A 17,752-nucleotide genomic window follows, 5' to 3' on the forward strand; every position below is an offset into this window, starting at 1 on the left:
TCCTTAAAGTACCTTTTTATGGTCAAACAAATAGAATTGCCTGAACCATTTTTCATCATGCATACTCACTTTCAATCTATCTGCCTCAAGCTGTTCAATATTGTTTTTTATTGTTGATGGATTCAGGTTATACTTTCTAGCAATTGTAGAATCTTTGTACCCTTGCTCCTTGAGCATCATAAAATCCATTGCCCTGCTTGCTTTCCATTCAGGATTTCTTATGCTCAGCTCATCCTCAATCTCACAATAAATCTCCCACAATTCCTCTGAGAATAAGAAAGGAGTAGTTTTGTACTTAATGCCTACCACTTTCATACCTTTTAATACTGGATGAGGATATGCTTTAACAATGTTCTGCCCTTTCAGTATCCATTTATCAGGACTGTTTAAAGCCCCATTGACATGCTCATAAAACTTTACTTTCTTCTTATGCTCTCTATCAGCCTGCTCCTTGACAATATCTTTTTGTAGCCTTTCAGATTGTCCTGCATCCAATACATCTTTCTGAATGAAATGCAGAATCTTTTCTATTTCAATCCCTCTATCTAACTTTTTAAAATAGTAGTTTCTCAGTTCCATTAGTTCTGCTGTGTTAAGTTTACTCATTATCCTCACCTACTTTCCTTTTAGTTTCACCAAACATCATTTCAAGCTCCTCAGGATTCTCCTCAAGCAATTCCATGAACATGTTGTAAGCTAGTGCAAACTTTCCTGAGCCTGTCAATATCCCCTGAATAATAAAGTGATGTGCTATCTTGCTGTACTCTTTGTAAAGCTCATTAGCTTTAATTCCTTTTACATAGTGCCTGTACAATATTGTTCCTATCTCCTGACCTGATAATCTCCCTGCATCTGCATTAAGAAGTACATAACCTCTAGGACTAATCTGACTTTCTGCTTGCTCTCCTGATACTCTCCATTGATTGAAACTGTAGTTAATCATCCTATCTCTCTCCCTTTAGTGTTTTCTCCATGCTGTAATAACTGATGCCATTACAATAAAAATCCATGCTCCAATTCCTTCTAATAGTAGACTGAACAACATTCCCACTCCTTAAATAAGTTTGTTGCTCCTACCTCTCTACTTAAAAAAGGGTACAAAAAAGAGCAAGGCATTCTGAGCCTCACCCTTTCTATTCTCCTTTATCTAACTGGTTGAAATAGCTTTCTATCTAAGTCAGTAAATACTTTCTGCAAGTCTCTCAGTTCCTCAATGTCCAAGCCTCTCTGATTCATATGGACTGATGTACCCTCAGGGAATCTAACAGATGCCTTGCTTGCCTCAATAGCTCCTGAATCAATCAGCAATGACTTAGCTTGACTAAACAATGAATTAGCTTTACTTACTACTGCCTGAACCTGCTCAATGTCCTCTGTAATGCTGTTCATTGATGCATCTGCAATGGTAGCTTTAAGCATTGGCTTATACATTAGTTTCAGTTGATTGTAGACCTTGTAAAAGCTCTCTGCCTCCTCAAGCATTACCTGATGTGTTTTATTGTCCATTGCTCCATTAAATCCATGCTGTAATTCAATCTCACTTTGTAGCTCCTGAATCCTCTTTAAAGCATCCCTGACCCCTTGTGCCTCAGTAGATGTCTCTTTGACCTGTTCCACTTTAGCAAGCTCCTCATGTAGCTGAGCAAGTTCCTGCTGTCCTTCTACCTTAGTAGCCTCCAAGCCCTCTAGAACCTCCTCAAGTCTAGTCTGTGCAACATCTAGATCATTTACCTTGTTCTGTACTTCCTTAACCATTTCTACTTTGTTTCCCATCCTTATTCATCCTCCTGTTTGTTTCCATATTGTTTATACTTATCTGCTAACTTTTCTCTCTTGCTATAGTTATCAATCTCAGCCAGCAATGTAGACAAATCTTTATTCTCTGCTGACCTTTCAAGCAATACCTTGTAATCCTGCTCTACATCCTCAAACTGAGGCATTTTAACAGTAGTTTCTTTCATTGCTTTATCATTCAAGGCTTTCAACATGTTGTACATCTCCATGCCATCCTCTTTTCCAAAGGACATTACAAGCTCTCTCCTTGCATCATCTTTCAGCTCTCTGACATTGAGTTTCTTGCCATCCATCTTGTTAAACTCTGATGCTGATGTCTTACTGACTAGCCCTGAACCTTCTGCAAGTTTTAGAATCCTGAGAACCTTTGCCATTTCAATAGTTTGTGGAGAAATATATCCATTCCATGCTCCCATGAACAAACCACCTAGAACCTGATGCTCAAGCCTAACAATATGGTCTGAGAAGTCTGCATTTAAGTAGTTCCTAGTATTGTTCTCTGAGCTAGGAGTTCCCCTGTACAATAGCTCTGACTCTCCAATGATGTGCTTGAATAACTCTCTAGTATCCTCATCAGTAATTAGCTGAGCCTCTGCATCTCTGTAGTAACCCCTCATGGACTTGCCTCTGTTCTGAGCATATGCTTTCAGCTCTTTACCACTAATGGAGAAATACTCAAGAATCAAAGCAATGTCTTTAGGGGAAGTTCTTTTATCTTTCAATCTGTCCATCAAGTTATTGTAAGTAGCCTCTAGAGCTTGCTCATCCATCTGCCCTGCATCCTCAGGTAACTCAGGAGCTGTAGGCTGATACTTTTCAAATGCCATGTTGTAAGCATCCTCATTATTGCTTTTCCATGACCTGATTGTTCTTTCTGTCTTTCCTAGAGTCATTGCAAACTCTTTCTGTGTACATTCAAGCAAAGCCTGTGAATGACCTAAAGCCTGAACCATCTGTGTTGTATCCCTCTTATCATATAAATCTAAAATATCCTGAATCATTTTCTTTTTCTGCTCAGGATGTGCCTCTTTAAAATCCAAATGTAGCATTACTTTGTTCCTCCTATTTAATAATGTTGGAAAGTAATATGCCTAACCTTTCCTACTACTTAGTGCATCTCTCATCCATGCTTTTAAAGTGCTGATTTAAAATAATTTATTTAATAGGCAGCCATAGGAAATATTTTTACTTATTTACTTTAAATTGCCCCCTCATAACTGCCCTTAGTAATGTCACAGTTAAAAATCCTTAGCAGAATGATAGAGGTAGTAGGTCACAGACAAGCCTACAAAATCTTAACTATATTACTGAGGATATTTTTTAAAATGAGGAAGGATGAGGGAAATGGACAGCAACAATAAAATGAAAGTAAAAGTAATTGACAGTATTATGGGAAGTGGAAAGACATCATGGGCAATCCAGTACATGAATGAGGCAGACATTGGTGAAAAGTTTATCTATATTACTCCATTTCTAAATGAGGTAGACAGAGTTAAAACATCAGTAACAGGCAGGGAATTTGTTCAGCCTGAATCATTCAAAGGGAAGAACAAAAAAGCTCACCTTAAAAAGCTAATTGCAGAAGGGAAAGATATTGTTTCTACTCATGCCCTTTTTAAGAAAGCTGATGATGCTCTGATTGAGCTGATTAAGATGGAAGGATATACATTGATTCTTGATGAGGTTATGAATGTGATTGAGCAAGAGCCTATTACAAGTGATGACCTAGACCACCTGATGAAAGCTGATTATGATGGAGAGCCTTTGCTGTATGTAAAGCCAAATGGTTTTGCTATATGGACAAAGAAAAACTATGATGGAAGGTTTAACAGTATCAAGAGACTAGCAGAGTCAGGAAATCTGATGGTACACAATAACACAGCATTGTACTGGACATTCCCTGTAGATGCTTTCAAAGCCTTTGAGCAGGTCATTGTATTGACTTATATGTTTGATGGACAGCTACAAAAATACTACTATGATATGTTCAATGTAGAGTACTTTTACAAGGCAATAAGGAAAGTAGGAGACAGATTCAAGTTAGTAGACTATGTGAACCATGAGCAGGAGGACAGGGAACAGCTCAGAGAGCTAATCAATATCCACTATTCCAAGCTGAATAATGTAGGCAAAGATAAGTTTGCTTTATCCTCTACTAAACTGAATCAATTAGCTACAGATGAGAATTATGCAGAGATTAAAAAGAAAGTTAAAAATAATGCATATAACTTCTACAGACATAAAGTAGGAGTAAGTTCTGAGGATGTCATGTGGACTACAATCAAAGGGGATAAAGACAAGATTAAAAATGCTCTAGCTCCTGCAAAGGCAAAGAAACAGTTTGTAGAAGTAACTGCTAGAGCTACTAATGACTTCAGGCATAAATCTACTTGCATCTATCTTGCTAACAGGTTTATGAATCCAATGTTAAAAAGGTTTGTTGAGGATAATGGAGCAGATGTGAACCAAGATAAGTTTGCTCTGTCTGAGTTCCTGCAATGGTTGTTCAGGAGCAGGATTAGAGAGAATAAATCAATTGATGTATATGTACCAAGTAGCAGGATGAGGAAACTGCTTGAGCAATACTTGAATAATGAGATGTAGGTTAAACATATTACTAGAGGGAGGCTGTTCACTCAGTCTCCTTTTCTTTCCTTAAACTCCTTTTTTAAAAGGTATCTTTTGTTTTCCATGACAAAATTCCTTTCTTAATATGTTGGACTGGATGTACTATCATTCTACAAACAGAACAGAAAAAAAACTGCCCTGAGGCATTAGTGATTAAGATTGAGTTCTTAACTGCTAGTGTTTCAGGGTATTTTTTTTATGTCTACATAACAGTAAAAGTGCAAAGGTCAAGGTCAAACCCTGCTGAGACAAGCTCAGCCATACAATAAAAAATAACCATCTTTGTATATCTCTTTGTACAATAACCTCAGTTCTTTTATCAATGCAGGTTGGGAAGGCTTTAGCCTGAGCAACAATCTTTTGACCTTGATACTGTTAAACTGCTGTTACTGTTTTTCCCCTTTCTATATACTTTTTCTTAAGGGATGAAGCTGTGAGCCTTGATATAATAGGCTTTCCAATCAGTTTTGCCCCTTTTGATGGAGCAAGTTACTTTCTACAGTTTTCCCCCTTTTGTATATATGTTCTTTAAGGGATAAAGCTCTGAGCCTTGCTGTAGAGCCATTCTTGAACAGTTTTGCCCCTTTTGAATGGGCAGAATGTAATTGAGGAATAATTGTAGGAAATGAACAGTTAGTATTGAGGAAATAATGGAGGGAAATACCCCTATTCTTGACTGTAGAGGAATTGTAGGAATACCCCTATATTTACAAAATGGGGAGGGGGTAGTACTGCTTGAACCATTGATAATACTGCATTTAACAGTATATAAGCTGTATGTGTAACTGAGAGTAACATAGAATATAGAGGGTAGAAACATCCAGGAGAGACACCTGCCAAGGCTCCCATTCCTCCCATATATTGTAGGTTGACAGGCAAAAAGGAATGTACTGTACCCCTCTGCTCCTGAATCAAATAAAAATGTAATTGGTGATTAAGAAAAATGTAACACAATGCAATTATGTTACCTGTAGAATGCAGTTATATCAGGCTATTTCTGCTATAATGGTTAATAGGAGCAATTAAAGTAACATATTGAAACAGCTCATTACATTATTAGCAGGGGGAATAGCCATGAATACAGGAGGATACTACTTATGAATACTGCTCAACCAATTACAGATACAAAGGTTATTAAGGATGTAATGGAGGTATATAAGAAAGGCTCTAAACAGCATCTATTGTTAGCATACAGTCTCAATACTGGACTAAGAATATCAGACATACTCAGAGCTAATGTAAAGGATAGCTTACAGGGGATATGGAAGGATAGAGAGGCAAAGACAGGCAAGGAAAAGATAATACAGCTCAATGCTAAGCTACAGCTACTGATAAGGGATTATGTAGAGGAGAACAGCTTACAGGGGCATGACTATTTGTTCTACAGTAACAAGGACAGGAACAAGCCTATAAGTAGAGTACAAGCACATAGAATAGTAGCTAAAGCAGGTGATATGGTTGGTGTCACATTGTCCTGCCACAGCCTTAGAAAGACCTTTGGTTACATGGCTTACAAGAATGATGTAGACCTTTCCCTACTACAGTACATCTTTAACCACAGCACACAATCAGTAACACTTAGGTACATTGGTATTACTCAAGATGAGGCAAACAAAGTTACATCAGGTTTAAGCATTGGCATTTAATACATCAAGTAAATAGTAATGTTGTTGTGAGGCAATGGCTGTTAAAGCTGTTGTCTTTATTATTGTTGTTAGATGCTCTGCAATGCTGTCTCAGACCTTTCAGATTAACTTGTGTGAGCTTGCATTAGTACTGTGTGAGTCATAAGTATGTTGGCTGTTAGAATGATTGTGTGAGGCTGTATGGAGCTTGGAGGGGGATACCACAGGGGGTCAGGGGCTATATTTCCCTGCATCAAGCCACATTACTTTTTTTAACCTATTTTTAGCCATCAGGAGGAAATAACTCAGCCAGTTCCTGCATTGTCAATAATCTGCATACTCCTTATAAACTGCCTCATAATGCTCATTACTTTCTATTGCTTTTTCAATCAGCTTTTTAATCTCAGCCTCATCCATGCCCATAACTGAGAATATAGGAAAGTTATCTTTAAACTTTTCAACATACTGCTGTAGTAGCTTGTCCATAATAGAAACACCCCTCACTTAAAATGTCCTAAGTCCTTTCAAAATTTCTCATACCTATTTTACAGAATCAGAGGAAATAGCATAAGTGTAGACATTTACTATTGATACTTTATAGATGTAAGGCTACACTCTCCTCTTTCTTGTTATTCCTGATAATAACTGTAAAGCTCACTTAAAGTAATGTTTATCCCACTTGCTCTAAGCCTTTCTTTCCTGCTGTTGTATAGCTTTTCTAAAAGTTCTTTCTTATCCTCAAATAGCCCATGATGAATTTTCTTATGGCAGACTAAACAGATTGAAACAATATTAGCATGGCAGTCTAAACTACAATCAAACCTATCTTGAAAAGAAATTGGTACAAGGTGATGAGCCTCTACATAATTCTTTTGATTAAACTTAGAAATAAAGTGTTGATGCTGATTGTCAAACTCACATAAATAACCTGCATTAGCAATAGCCTCACTTGCATACTTAGGATTCCTGTACCAAATATTCCTGTTGCTTATTGCTTTATGAGTTGGTTTATCTTTAGGCTTATCCTCAATAGTGCCTTTAGTAACATCAGCAGGACTTTTCAAAAGGTATCTATCAAAATCCAGTTCCTCTTTTAATAGCTCTGCTTGTAACTCAGTATTATTGTTGTACTCTATGTATCTTTTGAAATGCTTTAATGCTGTACTATACATCCTATTTCCTTTATTATTCTTCTTTATAAACTCAGGATTAGTGAGGATTGTATCAATGAATGTAGCATCAGTAAGATTGAATAAATTTATGTCCTGTAAACCATAAACCTCTAGCTCTGATGAAATGGTATCAATAGCACCTGCATACCTACCTATAGAGTATGGCTTTAATTTAGCATAAGTCTCTAGCCACTTTGCAAAAGCATCTTTGTTTACCATATTAACTTTTCTCCCTCTCCATTATGTAATCTGCTTAACATTTATTATGGAATAAAAGGGTACAAAAGGCTATAAAAAAGGCAGATGCAGTAAGCACCTACCTAATTATAATTGTTTATTTCTCATCCTCAATATCCTGTAGGACTCTTTTTAACTTCCTTTTGTACAAATCCTTGTCTATATGTCCCTCATCTAACAAGGCATCTAGAGAATTGATCCTTTCTTGATGGCTAAGCCTCCCTACCTTTTCATCTATCCCAAGTCTTGCAAAGGCATCAGCTTTCCTAGAAAGAAATTCTCTGTAAGTTATCTTATAGCTGTAGTAATCATTGCTTATCTTTGTAAGCTCCTCATCCTCTACTACAGTATCAATCTGCTCATCAGTTAGCATAAACAAAAACCTCCAGTGCATTGCTGAGCTATACAATTGAAATGGTTATACCAATGTATTTTCTCTTAAGTCTACACATTCACCATTCATAATTCTTTCATACAATGACTTAGCTTGTTCCTCATCCTGTGCAAATCTAAATGCAGATATAGCCACAAACTCTCTGTCTAAATCACAGCTTATCCATTGTCTTTCTAAATTCTCTGCTGTCTCTCCTGTAGTATTAGAGCCTCCAAAAATGTCCAAGACAACATCATCAGGGTCTGTAAGATACTTAATGAAAAACTCAGGTAGTTTGGCAGGGAATCTAGCAGGATGTCCTTTTACTCCTGTTTTCTTACAATACTTAAGATACTTGGAGTTACTTTCAGAGTTTGGTATCTGTAACAAGTTAGATGGAATTGCTCCACCATTGTCCTTGTTAAATCCTTCTGAAATGTTATGACCTGATGGTCTTTCCTTTGCATCATAATATTTCTTACTGTCTTTGAGCAGTTTCTGCATCCTGTCTGAATAAGGTACTAAAACTTTCTTTACATCTGCTTTAGGAAACTCTGACTTAGAAAACCACCATACTGTATTTACAGAGTCCTTAGCTCTGATTTTTCTTTTATTAACCCATTCAATTGGAGAAGGTAGCTTAGATGAGTTGTACCAAAAGAATTCCTCAGCTAGGAAAAATCCTAACTCCTCAACAAACTTTATCATTACTTTAAAGTTGTAAATGTTCCTGACTGGTACACCCTTTTTATAAGCTCCACCTAAATCTAGGACAAAGCTACCATCCTCTGTAAGTTTATCTTTTACTTTTACAGCAAACTCAGTAAGCCACTCTATGTAAGCATCTCCATTAAGATTGCCATAACTTTTTTGCCTTAGTAAATCAAAAGGAGGGGATGTCATAACAAGGTTGATAGAGTTATCCTCCAAGCTGTCTAACAGGTCTAATGAGTTACCTGTGTATGCCTTACCTTTTCTTGTCTGATAAGTTAATTCCACTTTATTCACTCCTATAACATTTCCATATAATTCTTATTTCACACTATAGTGTGCAGACCTCACTACATAACTATACTATAATTTACTCAGTAAGGAAACCCTATATAAATATAAAGGGGTAGATATTGTTGGATTATGAAAGTATTTATCAATCTGACCTGAAAAAGCTTGGTGCAAGGATTAGAACCCTGAGAGAGGAACATAACTATTCTCAAGAAACTCTTGGCTTTAAAGCAGGTCTACATAGGAATTATATCAGTAGTTTAGAATTAGCTCAAAAAAATCCTACATACACAACACTGATTAAACTATCTAGAGCATTTGGGATAACTGTACAAGAGTTAGTTCCAGAGGAGTGTAATGATGACATTAAGAGTTAAGGAGGATATTAACCATTTATTAGATATGGCTAATGTTCTACAAGATGAGGCAACCAACCACAATATCATTCATGTATTTGATGATGGAGGATATAGAGAGCTACTGCTTACTAAGATGTTTGGCTTAACAAGAATGGTAGGCAGGCATGGTGATGATGGACTTGATGAGGAAACAGGCAATCAGTATGAGTTGAAAACAGTAAACTTAATTGATACAAAAGATGAGCTTAGGCTTAGACCTGGAATCACTACCTGTCACCATGTAAATCATGACATTATAAAAAGGTATAGAGCAGTTTCAGGATTCTTAATTGGTATCTTTTACATAAATGAACCTGTTAGGATTTATGAAGTGCCACCATCAGCCCTAGAGAATTATTTTACAGCATGGGAACACAGGTTTAAGACAGAAGAAAACCTAAAACACATTAACAACCCTAAAATTTCATTTAATGATGTAATTGAGAAGGGTATTCTGCATTACCATGATAAGAAATATGATTTATATTTTGAAACAATCCAAGAAAACAAGGTCATTAAAAAAGAAAGAAAACTAGATTTAAGAGCAAAGCTAGACCAAGCAAGAGAAAAGGAAATTCAGGAGTTAAAGGAAAAGGAAGAAATAGACATACAAAAGTAGCCCTACTGTACTCAGTAAGGCTCTTTTTTTACCTATACATTTATTGGCAGGTCTTTAACACTGTTTGCTCCATCAAATAATACTCTTTCATCTCCCAATTCAATTGCATATTTCCTACCAAGTTTTAATGCTTTATTTACTCTTTGCAAGAATTCTAGTTTTGTAGCATCATCCTTTGCATAATCAACAATCACCATTTTAAAAGGCTTGTCCTCTCTTCTTTCTTTAACAATCCTCTCTGCAATAGCCTTGTTTATATGCTCATCCCTAAAACTGTAGCCAATGATATATAACTCATCACATAACTCATCATCAATAACCATTTTCTTTTTAAACTCAGTATAGTAGTAGTGGAATGGATTTTGTTGAACCTTTAAGCTCTTACCTCCACCAGTCACAATGGATGGAAGTACACCAAGTTCAAAAATGTTTTCATATAAATTATGCTCCCTAAGGGAATCAGTAGTTATCTTAAAGATTCTGCCTGTTCTTAAGTCTTTAAATGATGACAGAGAACCATGCAGATGGTGTAATCTAATATTCTTTGTATAGTTCTCAGGATGAATTTGTCTGCTCCTGTCAGGGTCAAAGTAGTACTGGTATTCATCATCAATAGCATCCCACTTCTTACCTCTGTAATGGAAGTCAGCAAAGTTACTTTTGTCATAATAGGTTAGTAAAATAGTCTCCAAAAGCAAATCAAAGTTTAATGTAAATAAATCAATCTCATCAGATGTATCTATAGTTTCCAAAGACCAATCTACAAAAGGTTGTAATTTTTCTTCTATGTCTTTCTGTCTTACATTATTTATGATTAAGTCCAGTATAGAGGAAGTGTATTCATGTATGATGGTTTGTATTGCTTTTAAGTGAGCCTCAAATTCCTGATTACTTAATTCATATGCATTCATAAAGTTGTTTCCATTATCACTAAAGAGGAATTTCTGATAATGCTCTAATGAGTCAAATACTTGCTCAATAGATGCAATAGCCTCCTCAAAATCAAGCTGAGAGTACTTATCTTTCATATGATGTTTAATAAATTCCCTATGGCTATCATCTAACCTACCAAAGAACCTTTCAGTAATAGACTGTAGACCAAATTCTGAATTTAATGCAACAGATAACCCATTCCCTGTTAGTACTACTCTTTTCATAAAATCCCCCTAGTAATATAATCTGATTTAATCAAAGATTCATACTACTATATTACCAAATATTTCTACTTAGAGTAACCATTAAAATAACAAAAAAAGAGCAAGGCATTTACTGCACCTGCTCCTCTTGCTCCTCTGACTGACCTTTTAAGTGTACTTTCATTTCTATTTCTGCTTTATGGTCTCCTACTCTTTTGTACTCAATATGGTCAATAACTCTGCTAAGAATCTCATGGACTCTCTTAGGCTCTGATGTTGTCTCTCCTGACAATATCCCTTTTAGACCTCTCAGAGTCTCCTCTAGCTCATCTATCTGCTCATCCTGACTCTTAGTGTTTAGCTCCTCTAATTGAGCCTCTACATTGGCTCTCTGTGCCTTGAATTGCTTTATCTGTCTCTGTGCCTCATCCTCTGTAAATATCTCCATTACAAAGCCTTGCTGTACTCTCTTAACCCCTGCCTCAATCTTTTTAAGCTGTGACTGTAGAGATGCCTTTTCATCTACAGGATTATGTGTTACCTGCTCATTTTGCTCCTTAATAAATTCAATATGAGTCTCAAGACTTTCTGCAAACTGTGAGAGCTTTACAAAGAACAGCTTTTCAAAATTCTCTAATCTGCATCCTTTGTTCTTACAAACTGTGTAGTTTTCTCCATCCTCAGAGTAATGTCTAGTCTGACAAGATGTAATCCTTAACTCCTTGCCCTTCCTCCTCTGAAAGCTATGAGTCCTGCCACAAAGTCCACACTTAATCAAACCTGTATATCCTAACTTACCTATTCTAGCTGAGGGAGGTCTGCTGTTCCTGTCCTGTCTTATTCTTGCAACCTTATCCCATTCCTCAGGAGATATGATAGGCTGATGTGCATTATCTATAACAATCTGAGCATCATTCTCTGTCTTTACCTGTCTAGGAGAGCCTGATGGTTTCTTGCTTGTCTTTGATACTTTTGTCTTTCCATATATGACAGTTCCTTTATAAACTGGATTAGCAAGGACTACAGCTACTCTAGCCTTATCCCACTTTGAACCTGATGGAGTCAGTACACCCTCAAGCTCAAACTCCCTAGCTATTTCTGTGGATGTTTTGCCCTCTAGATACATTGTAAACATCCTTTTAATAGTAGGAGCATACTCATCAGGCTTTAATTTTTTTGTATTCTTGTCATACAGATAACCTACAGGAGTTTTACCACCTACCCAGTTACCTTCCTTAGCTGATTGCCTTTTACCTCTAACCAATCTTTTCTTGATGTTAAGGTACTCCTGCTTTGCTACAATAGATTGCATATCACTCATAAGGTCATCCTCTTGAGTAGCATAGTCATATATCTTTGAGGATGTTACTACCTGTACACCATAGTTAGTGAGGATGTCCTTAATCTGAGCAAAGCCTGAGGTAGTCCTTGAGAGCCTGTCTTGGTCTGTCACTACTACAGCATCAAAATGAAAGGACTGTATTCTGTCTAACATTTTATTAAGCTCAGGTCTGTTAATGTCCTGTGAGCTACCTACTTCTTGAAAGACCTCATACTCCCATCCACTTTCAATACATTTATCTATAAGGAAAGCTAACTGCCTTTTAATTCCCTCATCTGTTTCATCAGGTCTGGACTTCCTGCTGTATATTGCTACATTCTTGATTGCTCCCATATAAGTGCCTCCTGCATAAATGTTGATATAACAGTAGTTTAACATGGTTGCATAATGGTTTCAATCTATAAGCTTACGAAAGATGCTACACCGGATGAAATGAAGGAAGCAGGTCTTGGAGCGCATTACGCCAACCATGATAATGCATTGTTCTACCACAATGCTGCTGGTGTTCCATGGACGGCAAGTTATATTGCAGCTAAAGGGGATCCGATTGCTGATTTGTATGAAGACATCGCCGCTGAAGAAAAGGCAAGGGCTACATATCAGTGGATCATCAATTTGAGTGATGATCCAGATTTGAATGATAGCCTCAGCTTTTTGAGAGAACGCGAAATCGTCCATTCGCAACGCTTTAGAGAGGCAGTTGAAATTTTAAAAGAAGAACGTGACCGCAAGAAGATTTTCTGATCATGGTAGTAAAATCAATAAAAAAGTTGGGATTCTGGCCAACGCTGGCAAGGGATCCCTCCTTTTCGTCATATTATCTTCAAAACAATTCAGAACAGTAATTAAGCATTTTCGGTTTGCTCTTTAGTGTGTTTCTCCTTCGTTTCAGGTTCTTTTTTTTGCCCTGACAGGAACCATCCCGCTACAGCAATCGCTACTAATATACTATAGAAAATCAGCTTCCAAGTTGCGCTGTGGGCGAAATGTTCTGGAATGATGCCGACTTTCTTATGAGCAAGTGTAAGGACAACCAGTTTTACTCCGACCCACGTAACGATGAGATATGCCGCTGTTTCAAGTCCAGGACGTTTTTTTAATACCTTGGAGATATAGGTCGCAGCCGTCCGGATCAATAATAACCCGATCAAGCCTCCAAGGAAAATAACAGCGAATTGTCCACCGTCCATGCCGCCGATCTTTGGAAGTGGCGTGCCTGGCAATGCCAGAGCCAATGCAACGGCTGCTAAAATGGAGTCAACAGCAAACGCAATGTCTGCAAGCTCTACTTGTATGACTGTTTTCCAGAATCCTTTTGTACTGACTTTTTCTTCTGTTTTTTCTTCTTCATGCCCCTCGTTTTTTATTCGATGCTGTTTATAAATATGTTTAAGGCCAATGAACATGAGATAAGCCGCACCTAGTGCCTGGATTTGCCATACGTTTACGAGAAATGAAATTGCGAATAAAGCAGTGAATCTGAAAATAAAGGCACCAAGGATCCCGTAAAAGAGCGCTTTTTTACGTTGTTTTTTAGGGAGGTGCTTAACCATTACAGCCATTACTAAGGCATTATCGGCTGATAATAGACCTTCAAGCCCGATCAAAATGAGCAAGGTCCAAGCATACTCCAGCCAAAGTGAATCCATAATCGTATTCTCCTTTCGAAAGAAAGACTCGAATCCCTCAATGGCTTGAGTCCGAAAAAAATAAAAAAAGACCCTTACCATTAGAGGCAAAGGTCTTGCTAACAACGTAAAGTTGCCAATAACGCCGAGAGGAAGTGCCCTCTGAATTGACGACGATATTGTTAAAGCTACTCCCCTTTGAAATTCTATGGTAATTATTAGGATGAACTAGCCTTCTTGTCAATGGTTTTTCTCAGAAGTATCTATCCCTTAAATTACCCAAACAATCAATCGTTAAACACGGGTTTCGTCGTCTTGGTCGTTCCACACTGGAAGGATGATTTCAGCAATTGTGCCTACATCTACTTTACTTTTGAATGAAATTTTTCCACGATGGTTCTCAATGATTTTATAACATATCATCAATCCCAATCCCGTTCCTCGTTCTTTTGTTGTGTAAAATGGCTGGCCCAAGGTTGACAGCCTTTCTTCTTCAATTCCGCAGCCTTCATCCTGGAAACAGATTCGCAGTTCATCGTCATTCAATTTTTCCGTACTGATGAAAACATTTCCACCTGAACACATCGATTCAATCGCATTTTTCAATAGATTGATGAAGACTTGTTTAAGCTGGTTTCCTTCCCCCTGGATCAATACGTTTTCAATCTGATAATCCTCATGAATGTTCACATTGTTCATGGTGGCTTCAGAATATAAGAATGAAACGACTTCTTTTATGAGTGATACCGGATTTTGTGGCGACATTTTGGATAACTGCGGTCTCGATAGCATAAGGAATTCCCCGACAATACTGTTCACTCGATCCAGTTCTTCAAGCATGATGTCACAATACTCGCCATAACGGTGATCGGTGACGGTTTGGATCAATTGGATAAATCCCCTCAAGGAAGTGAGGGGATTACGGATTTCATGAGCGATTCCTGCAGCTAGCTCCCCAAGTACAGATAACTTGTCAGAACGGATGATCATCTCATCAAGCTTTTTCTGTTGCGTAATATCCTTAATGACGAGGACTGTACCTTTCTTTTCATCATTGTCAGTGATCGGTGTGATCGTGATGTCTGTTAGAATCGGTTCACCTTGTTTGCGATTGATCAATTGTTCGCGTTCCTTGTGGATGGTTTGCTCCTTAATGGATTGGTCCAGTTTTACTAAAAAGTTATTATACGTAACTGAGGATTCAGGGAAAAGGATGGAAACGTGCTTTCCGATCAATTCTCCATGAGCATATTCTAAAAGCTGGATTGCTGCATCATTGGCGAATGTAATACGTCCGTAAGGGGATAAACTTAATATCCCGTCTCCCGCTGTATTTAAAATCAGTTCATTCTGCCGGTTGACCGCTTCGACTTCTTTTTCTGATTTTTTTCGTTCGCTTATGTCAGAAAGCATGAGAAGGGTCGCATTCTGATGTTCGAAATCAATCGGAAGTACAGTCATTTCTACTTCCAACGCTTTACCATCAATGGGAAGTAACTTACCCTCCATCGTAAATGAAGGGATATCCGTAGTCGCTAGCTTCCTCAGTTGGGTAGTGACGTCACTTTGGATATCCTGGTGAAGCATTTCAAGTATCGATTTTCCGACTAAACAATCGTCTGACTCGGCATTGAATAATTCCAGGCAAGAAGAATTTACATATTTCATTTTATTTTCCACAAGTACGGCAATTGCGATAGGTGAATTCTCTACCAGAATCCGGTACCGTTCCTCACTAAGTTCTAAATCCTTTTTGTATTGAAGCTGTTTCGTGATATCACGGGCGACACCATATACTCCAGTTATCTGCCCATTGATGACGATCGGCACCGCGGTGACCCGAAGCTCTTTCCGTTCATTTCTCTCGTTCTTGATCGCACATGGGAACGTCAAGGATTCACCTCGCATCACCTGTTGGAACTTATGCAAGGTATCAAGCTGGTAATCAGGTGCGATATAAGGTAGAAAGGTACGCTGTTTCATTTGTTCTTCAGAATGACCTGTTATTTCACTTGCAGCCTCATTGACACTTGTGAAATAACCGTTCTCATCCAAGGAAAACACAGGATCAGGATTATAGAGGAATAGAGACTTGAAATGCTGTTCACTAGTTTCGAGCAAGAGCTCTTTTTCCTTACGATCAGTGATATCGATGCAGTTTCCAATTACCTGCACAACTTGATCATCAACGATCACCGGGCTCAATGATGCCAGATAAGAGATGTTGAATACAGTAGCTTCGTAAGATACAACCTCACCCTCCCAGGCTTTTTCATACATCATCGTTTTCTCGATCGCTTTTTCTTCAGGTAAAAAATCCTTAAGTTCATAGCCGACAATTTGATTCGGACCAAGGTTCATCTTTTTCAAAAGCTGCCCCTCGCAAAATGTATGTATGAACCGGCCGTTATCTATTTTTGTAAATGTGAAAATAAAACCATTCTGCTGTTGGATGATATGTTGAAGATGTTGTTTTGATAGAGCGTCGACATGTAGTGTAGTCATTCTATTCATACACCTCTCTAAAAAGTGAGTATGATTGATAGTTTCCACTTTTATGAAGGAACTCCTTTAATTTCAGTTATGCAGCAAACTAAATGAGTCTAAAGATATTCTTTTTTAAGTATTAAAAAAGAGCAGAGCACTATTGTGCCAAGCTCTTTGCTGAGTTCGTATGTCATCATTCCTATTTATCTTCAATTCCTATTTTACCCGAGCAATTGTCAGTCCATCACCAAGTGGGACGAGAATGCTTTCAAGCTGAGGGTGGTCTGCCACTTTTTGATTATAGGCTTGTAAGGCCTTCGTATCGTTATCCTCTGGATCCTCATGGAGTACTTTACCGTTCCACAGGGTATTGTCTGCGATGATCAAAGCACCTGGGTTAGCAAGTTGGAGGCAGTAATCCAAATAATTGCCGTAGTTTTCTTTATCAGCGTCGATGAAAAATAAGTCATAAACAGCATCACCATGAGTAAGTTTCTCCAAAGATTTGAGTGCAGGGCCGACTTCATATTGCACACGACCGGTGAAACCAGCTTCCTCAATATGTGTTTTTGCCACATTCGCATAAGACTCATGCAATTCAAGAGAGGTCAGCCGGGCTTTGTCGTTTCCTCTCAGCAGGCAGATTCCGCTATATCCACCTAAAGCACCGACCTCAAGGAGATTTTGTGCACCGGATATTTTAACAAGCAGTGTTAATAGTTTACCTGACTCCGGTGAAACGGATATCGTCGGCATTCCGATCTTAAGCATATTTTCCGTGATTTTTTCGAGATCTTCGTCTTTTTGTACGAAAAGTGTTTGGATGTAAGTTTCTAAATTCATATTTTTCCATCCTCTCCTATTTGGATGTAAGTTTGTTCTTTGTATTCAACACTATAAATGATAGTGAAGCCGAATACGATGCCAGCAAAGAAATGGAGCTTTTCATTGCCGTAAAGCAAGTTTGCAAAAGGAATCAAATCGCCCCAGCCAAAAAGGGAGAAATAATAAGCAGGAAAAAGCAAGACAAGAAGAGAAGGAACTCCGAATATAAGCAGCTTTTTCCAATTGATTTTCAGGTTCCGGCTGTTTTTCAAAGAGATGTCGCCCAAGGGAACCGCCAACGCCATTCCAAACAAGATTGGAAACAAGATTGAATAATAAAAGACGGGTGTGAGCAGGAAATTCTGTTCTGCTTTTACATGAAGTAGACCTTCAATCTTAAAACCAGCAATCAAGAAAACGCTGTATAGGATCAAATATATGAAATAACGGATTGCGGATGATTGTTTCATCTGAAAGACCTCCATT

18 protein-coding genes and 1 pseudogene are annotated in these 17,752 nt (G+C 37.9%); 5 read left to right on the forward strand and 14 right to left on the reverse strand.

Features of this window, described 5'->3' with window-relative positions:
• Positions 1-3 precede the first annotated feature (3 nt).
• From ACTWQL_RS19455 to ACTWQL_RS19470, 4 genes are all read right to left on the reverse strand, one after another.
• Positions 4-606: a hypothetical protein gene (locus tag ACTWQL_RS19455; protein ID WP_443144068.1), complete on the reverse strand. Its 603-nt coding sequence runs from the start codon at positions 604-606 to the stop codon at positions 4-6.
• Positions 599-943 (reverse strand): hypothetical protein, encoded by a 345-nt coding sequence (locus ACTWQL_RS19460; RefSeq protein WP_443144069.1) that lies wholly within the window; start codon positions 941-943, stop codon positions 599-601. Before ACTWQL_RS19460 ends, ACTWQL_RS19455 begins: the two co-directional genes overlap by 8 nt.
• A gap of 200 nt (positions 944-1,143) precedes the next feature.
• The gene (locus ACTWQL_RS19465; RefSeq protein ID WP_443144070.1) at positions 1,144-1,773 is read right to left on the reverse strand and encodes a hypothetical protein; all 630 of its coding nucleotides are present in this window, start codon (positions 1,771-1,773) and stop codon (positions 1,144-1,146) included.
• Between the two features lie 2 nt (positions 1,774-1,775).
• Entirely contained in the window at positions 1,776-2,843 is a 1,068-nt protein-coding gene (locus ACTWQL_RS19470) for a hypothetical protein (protein ID WP_443144071.1), read from the reverse strand.
• A 295-nt stretch (positions 2,844-3,138) separates the two neighbouring features.
• Here ACTWQL_RS19470 and ACTWQL_RS19475 point away from each other — a divergent pair, with 295 nt between their 5' ends.
• Together ACTWQL_RS19475 and ACTWQL_RS19480 are read left to right on the forward strand one after the other, a co-directional pair.
• Positions 3,139-4,398, forward strand: a complete 1,260-nt coding sequence (locus ACTWQL_RS19475; protein ID WP_443144072.1) for a DEAD/DEAH box helicase family protein — start codon at positions 3,139-3,141, stop codon at positions 4,396-4,398.
• A 1,121-nt stretch (positions 4,399-5,519) separates the two neighbouring features.
• Complete coding sequence (locus ACTWQL_RS19480) at positions 5,520-6,068, forward strand: tyrosine-type recombinase/integrase (protein WP_443144073.1); 549 nt, start codon at positions 5,520-5,522, stop codon at positions 6,066-6,068.
• A gap of 303 nt (positions 6,069-6,371) precedes the next feature.
• Here ACTWQL_RS19480 and ACTWQL_RS19485 read toward each other — a convergent pair whose 3' ends face one another.
• The 4 genes from ACTWQL_RS19485 to ACTWQL_RS19500 form a co-directional block, all read right to left on the reverse strand.
• Positions 6,372-6,533: a hypothetical protein gene (locus ACTWQL_RS19485; protein ID WP_443144074.1), complete on the reverse strand. Its 162-nt coding sequence runs from the start codon at positions 6,531-6,533 to the stop codon at positions 6,372-6,374.
• A 143-nt stretch (positions 6,534-6,676) separates the two neighbouring features.
• On the reverse strand, positions 6,677-7,438 hold the full coding sequence (locus ACTWQL_RS19490; protein WP_443144075.1) for an HNH endonuclease: 762 nt from the start codon (positions 7,436-7,438) through the stop codon (positions 6,677-6,679).
• A gap of 115 nt (positions 7,439-7,553) precedes the next feature.
• Positions 7,554-7,829: a hypothetical protein gene (locus ACTWQL_RS19495; protein WP_443144076.1), complete on the reverse strand. Its 276-nt coding sequence runs from the start codon at positions 7,827-7,829 to the stop codon at positions 7,554-7,556.
• Positions 7,830-7,874: 45 nt separating this feature from the next.
• A complete protein-coding gene (locus ACTWQL_RS19500) occupies positions 7,875-8,828 on the reverse strand; it encodes a DNA-methyltransferase (RefSeq protein WP_443144077.1) in 954 nt (317 codons plus the stop codon).
• Between the two features lie 128 nt (positions 8,829-8,956).
• On the opposite strand from ACTWQL_RS19500, the gene ACTWQL_RS19505 reads away from it, so the two are divergent.
• Together ACTWQL_RS19505 and ACTWQL_RS19510 are read left to right on the forward strand one after the other, a co-directional pair.
• Positions 8,957-9,208: a helix-turn-helix domain-containing protein gene (locus ACTWQL_RS19505; protein ID WP_443144078.1), complete on the forward strand. Its 252-nt coding sequence runs from the start codon at positions 8,957-8,959 to the stop codon at positions 9,206-9,208.
• A complete protein-coding gene (locus tag ACTWQL_RS19510) occupies positions 9,192-9,848 on the forward strand; it encodes a hypothetical protein (RefSeq protein WP_443144079.1) in 657 nt (218 codons plus the stop codon). The genes ACTWQL_RS19505 and ACTWQL_RS19510 overlap by 17 nt, the downstream gene beginning before the upstream one ends.
• A gap of 32 nt (positions 9,849-9,880) precedes the next feature.
• Here ACTWQL_RS19510 and ACTWQL_RS19515 read toward each other — a convergent pair whose 3' ends face one another.
• On the reverse strand, positions 9,881-11,005 hold the full coding sequence (locus tag ACTWQL_RS19515) for an SIR2 family protein (protein WP_443144080.1): 1,125 nt from the start codon (positions 11,003-11,005) through the stop codon (positions 9,881-9,883).
• A gap of 109 nt (positions 11,006-11,114) precedes the next feature.
• Complete coding sequence (locus ACTWQL_RS19520) at positions 11,115-12,659, reverse strand: recombinase family protein (protein ID WP_443144081.1); 1,545 nt, start codon at positions 12,657-12,659, stop codon at positions 11,115-11,117.
• 51 nt (positions 12,660-12,710) lie between these two features.
• Between ACTWQL_RS19520 and ACTWQL_RS19525 the strand changes: the two are divergent.
• Positions 12,711-13,070 (forward strand): annotated as a pseudogene (locus ACTWQL_RS19525) (manganese catalase family protein); the annotation flags it as partial.
• 101 nt (positions 13,071-13,171) lie between these two features.
• Here the strand turns inward: ACTWQL_RS19525 and ACTWQL_RS19530 are convergent.
• The 4 genes from ACTWQL_RS19530 to ACTWQL_RS19545 all read right to left on the reverse strand — a co-directional run bounded on the left by ACTWQL_RS19530 (position 13,172) and on the right by ACTWQL_RS19545 (position 17,736).
• Complete coding sequence (locus ACTWQL_RS19530) at positions 13,172-13,975, reverse strand: TerC family protein (protein ID WP_443144082.1); 804 nt, start codon at positions 13,973-13,975, stop codon at positions 13,172-13,174.
• 273 nt (positions 13,976-14,248) lie between these two features.
• Complete coding sequence (locus ACTWQL_RS19535; protein WP_443144083.1) at positions 14,249-16,459, reverse strand: PAS domain S-box protein; 2,211 nt, start codon at positions 16,457-16,459, stop codon at positions 14,249-14,251.
• A gap of 198 nt (positions 16,460-16,657) precedes the next feature.
• Positions 16,658-17,284, reverse strand: a complete 627-nt coding sequence (locus ACTWQL_RS19540; protein WP_443144084.1) for an O-methyltransferase — start codon at positions 17,282-17,284, stop codon at positions 16,658-16,660.
• Positions 17,281-17,736 (reverse strand): hypothetical protein, encoded by a 456-nt coding sequence (locus ACTWQL_RS19545; protein WP_443144085.1) that lies wholly within the window; start codon positions 17,734-17,736, stop codon positions 17,281-17,283. Before ACTWQL_RS19545 ends, ACTWQL_RS19540 begins: the two co-directional genes overlap by 4 nt.
• Between the last annotated feature and the right edge of the window lie 16 nt (positions 17,737-17,752).

This window comes from Pseudalkalibacillus sp. R45 (genome assembly GCF_052246725.1).
Taxonomy (GTDB): Bacteria; Bacillota; Bacilli; order Bacillales; family Fictibacillaceae; genus Pseudalkalibacillus.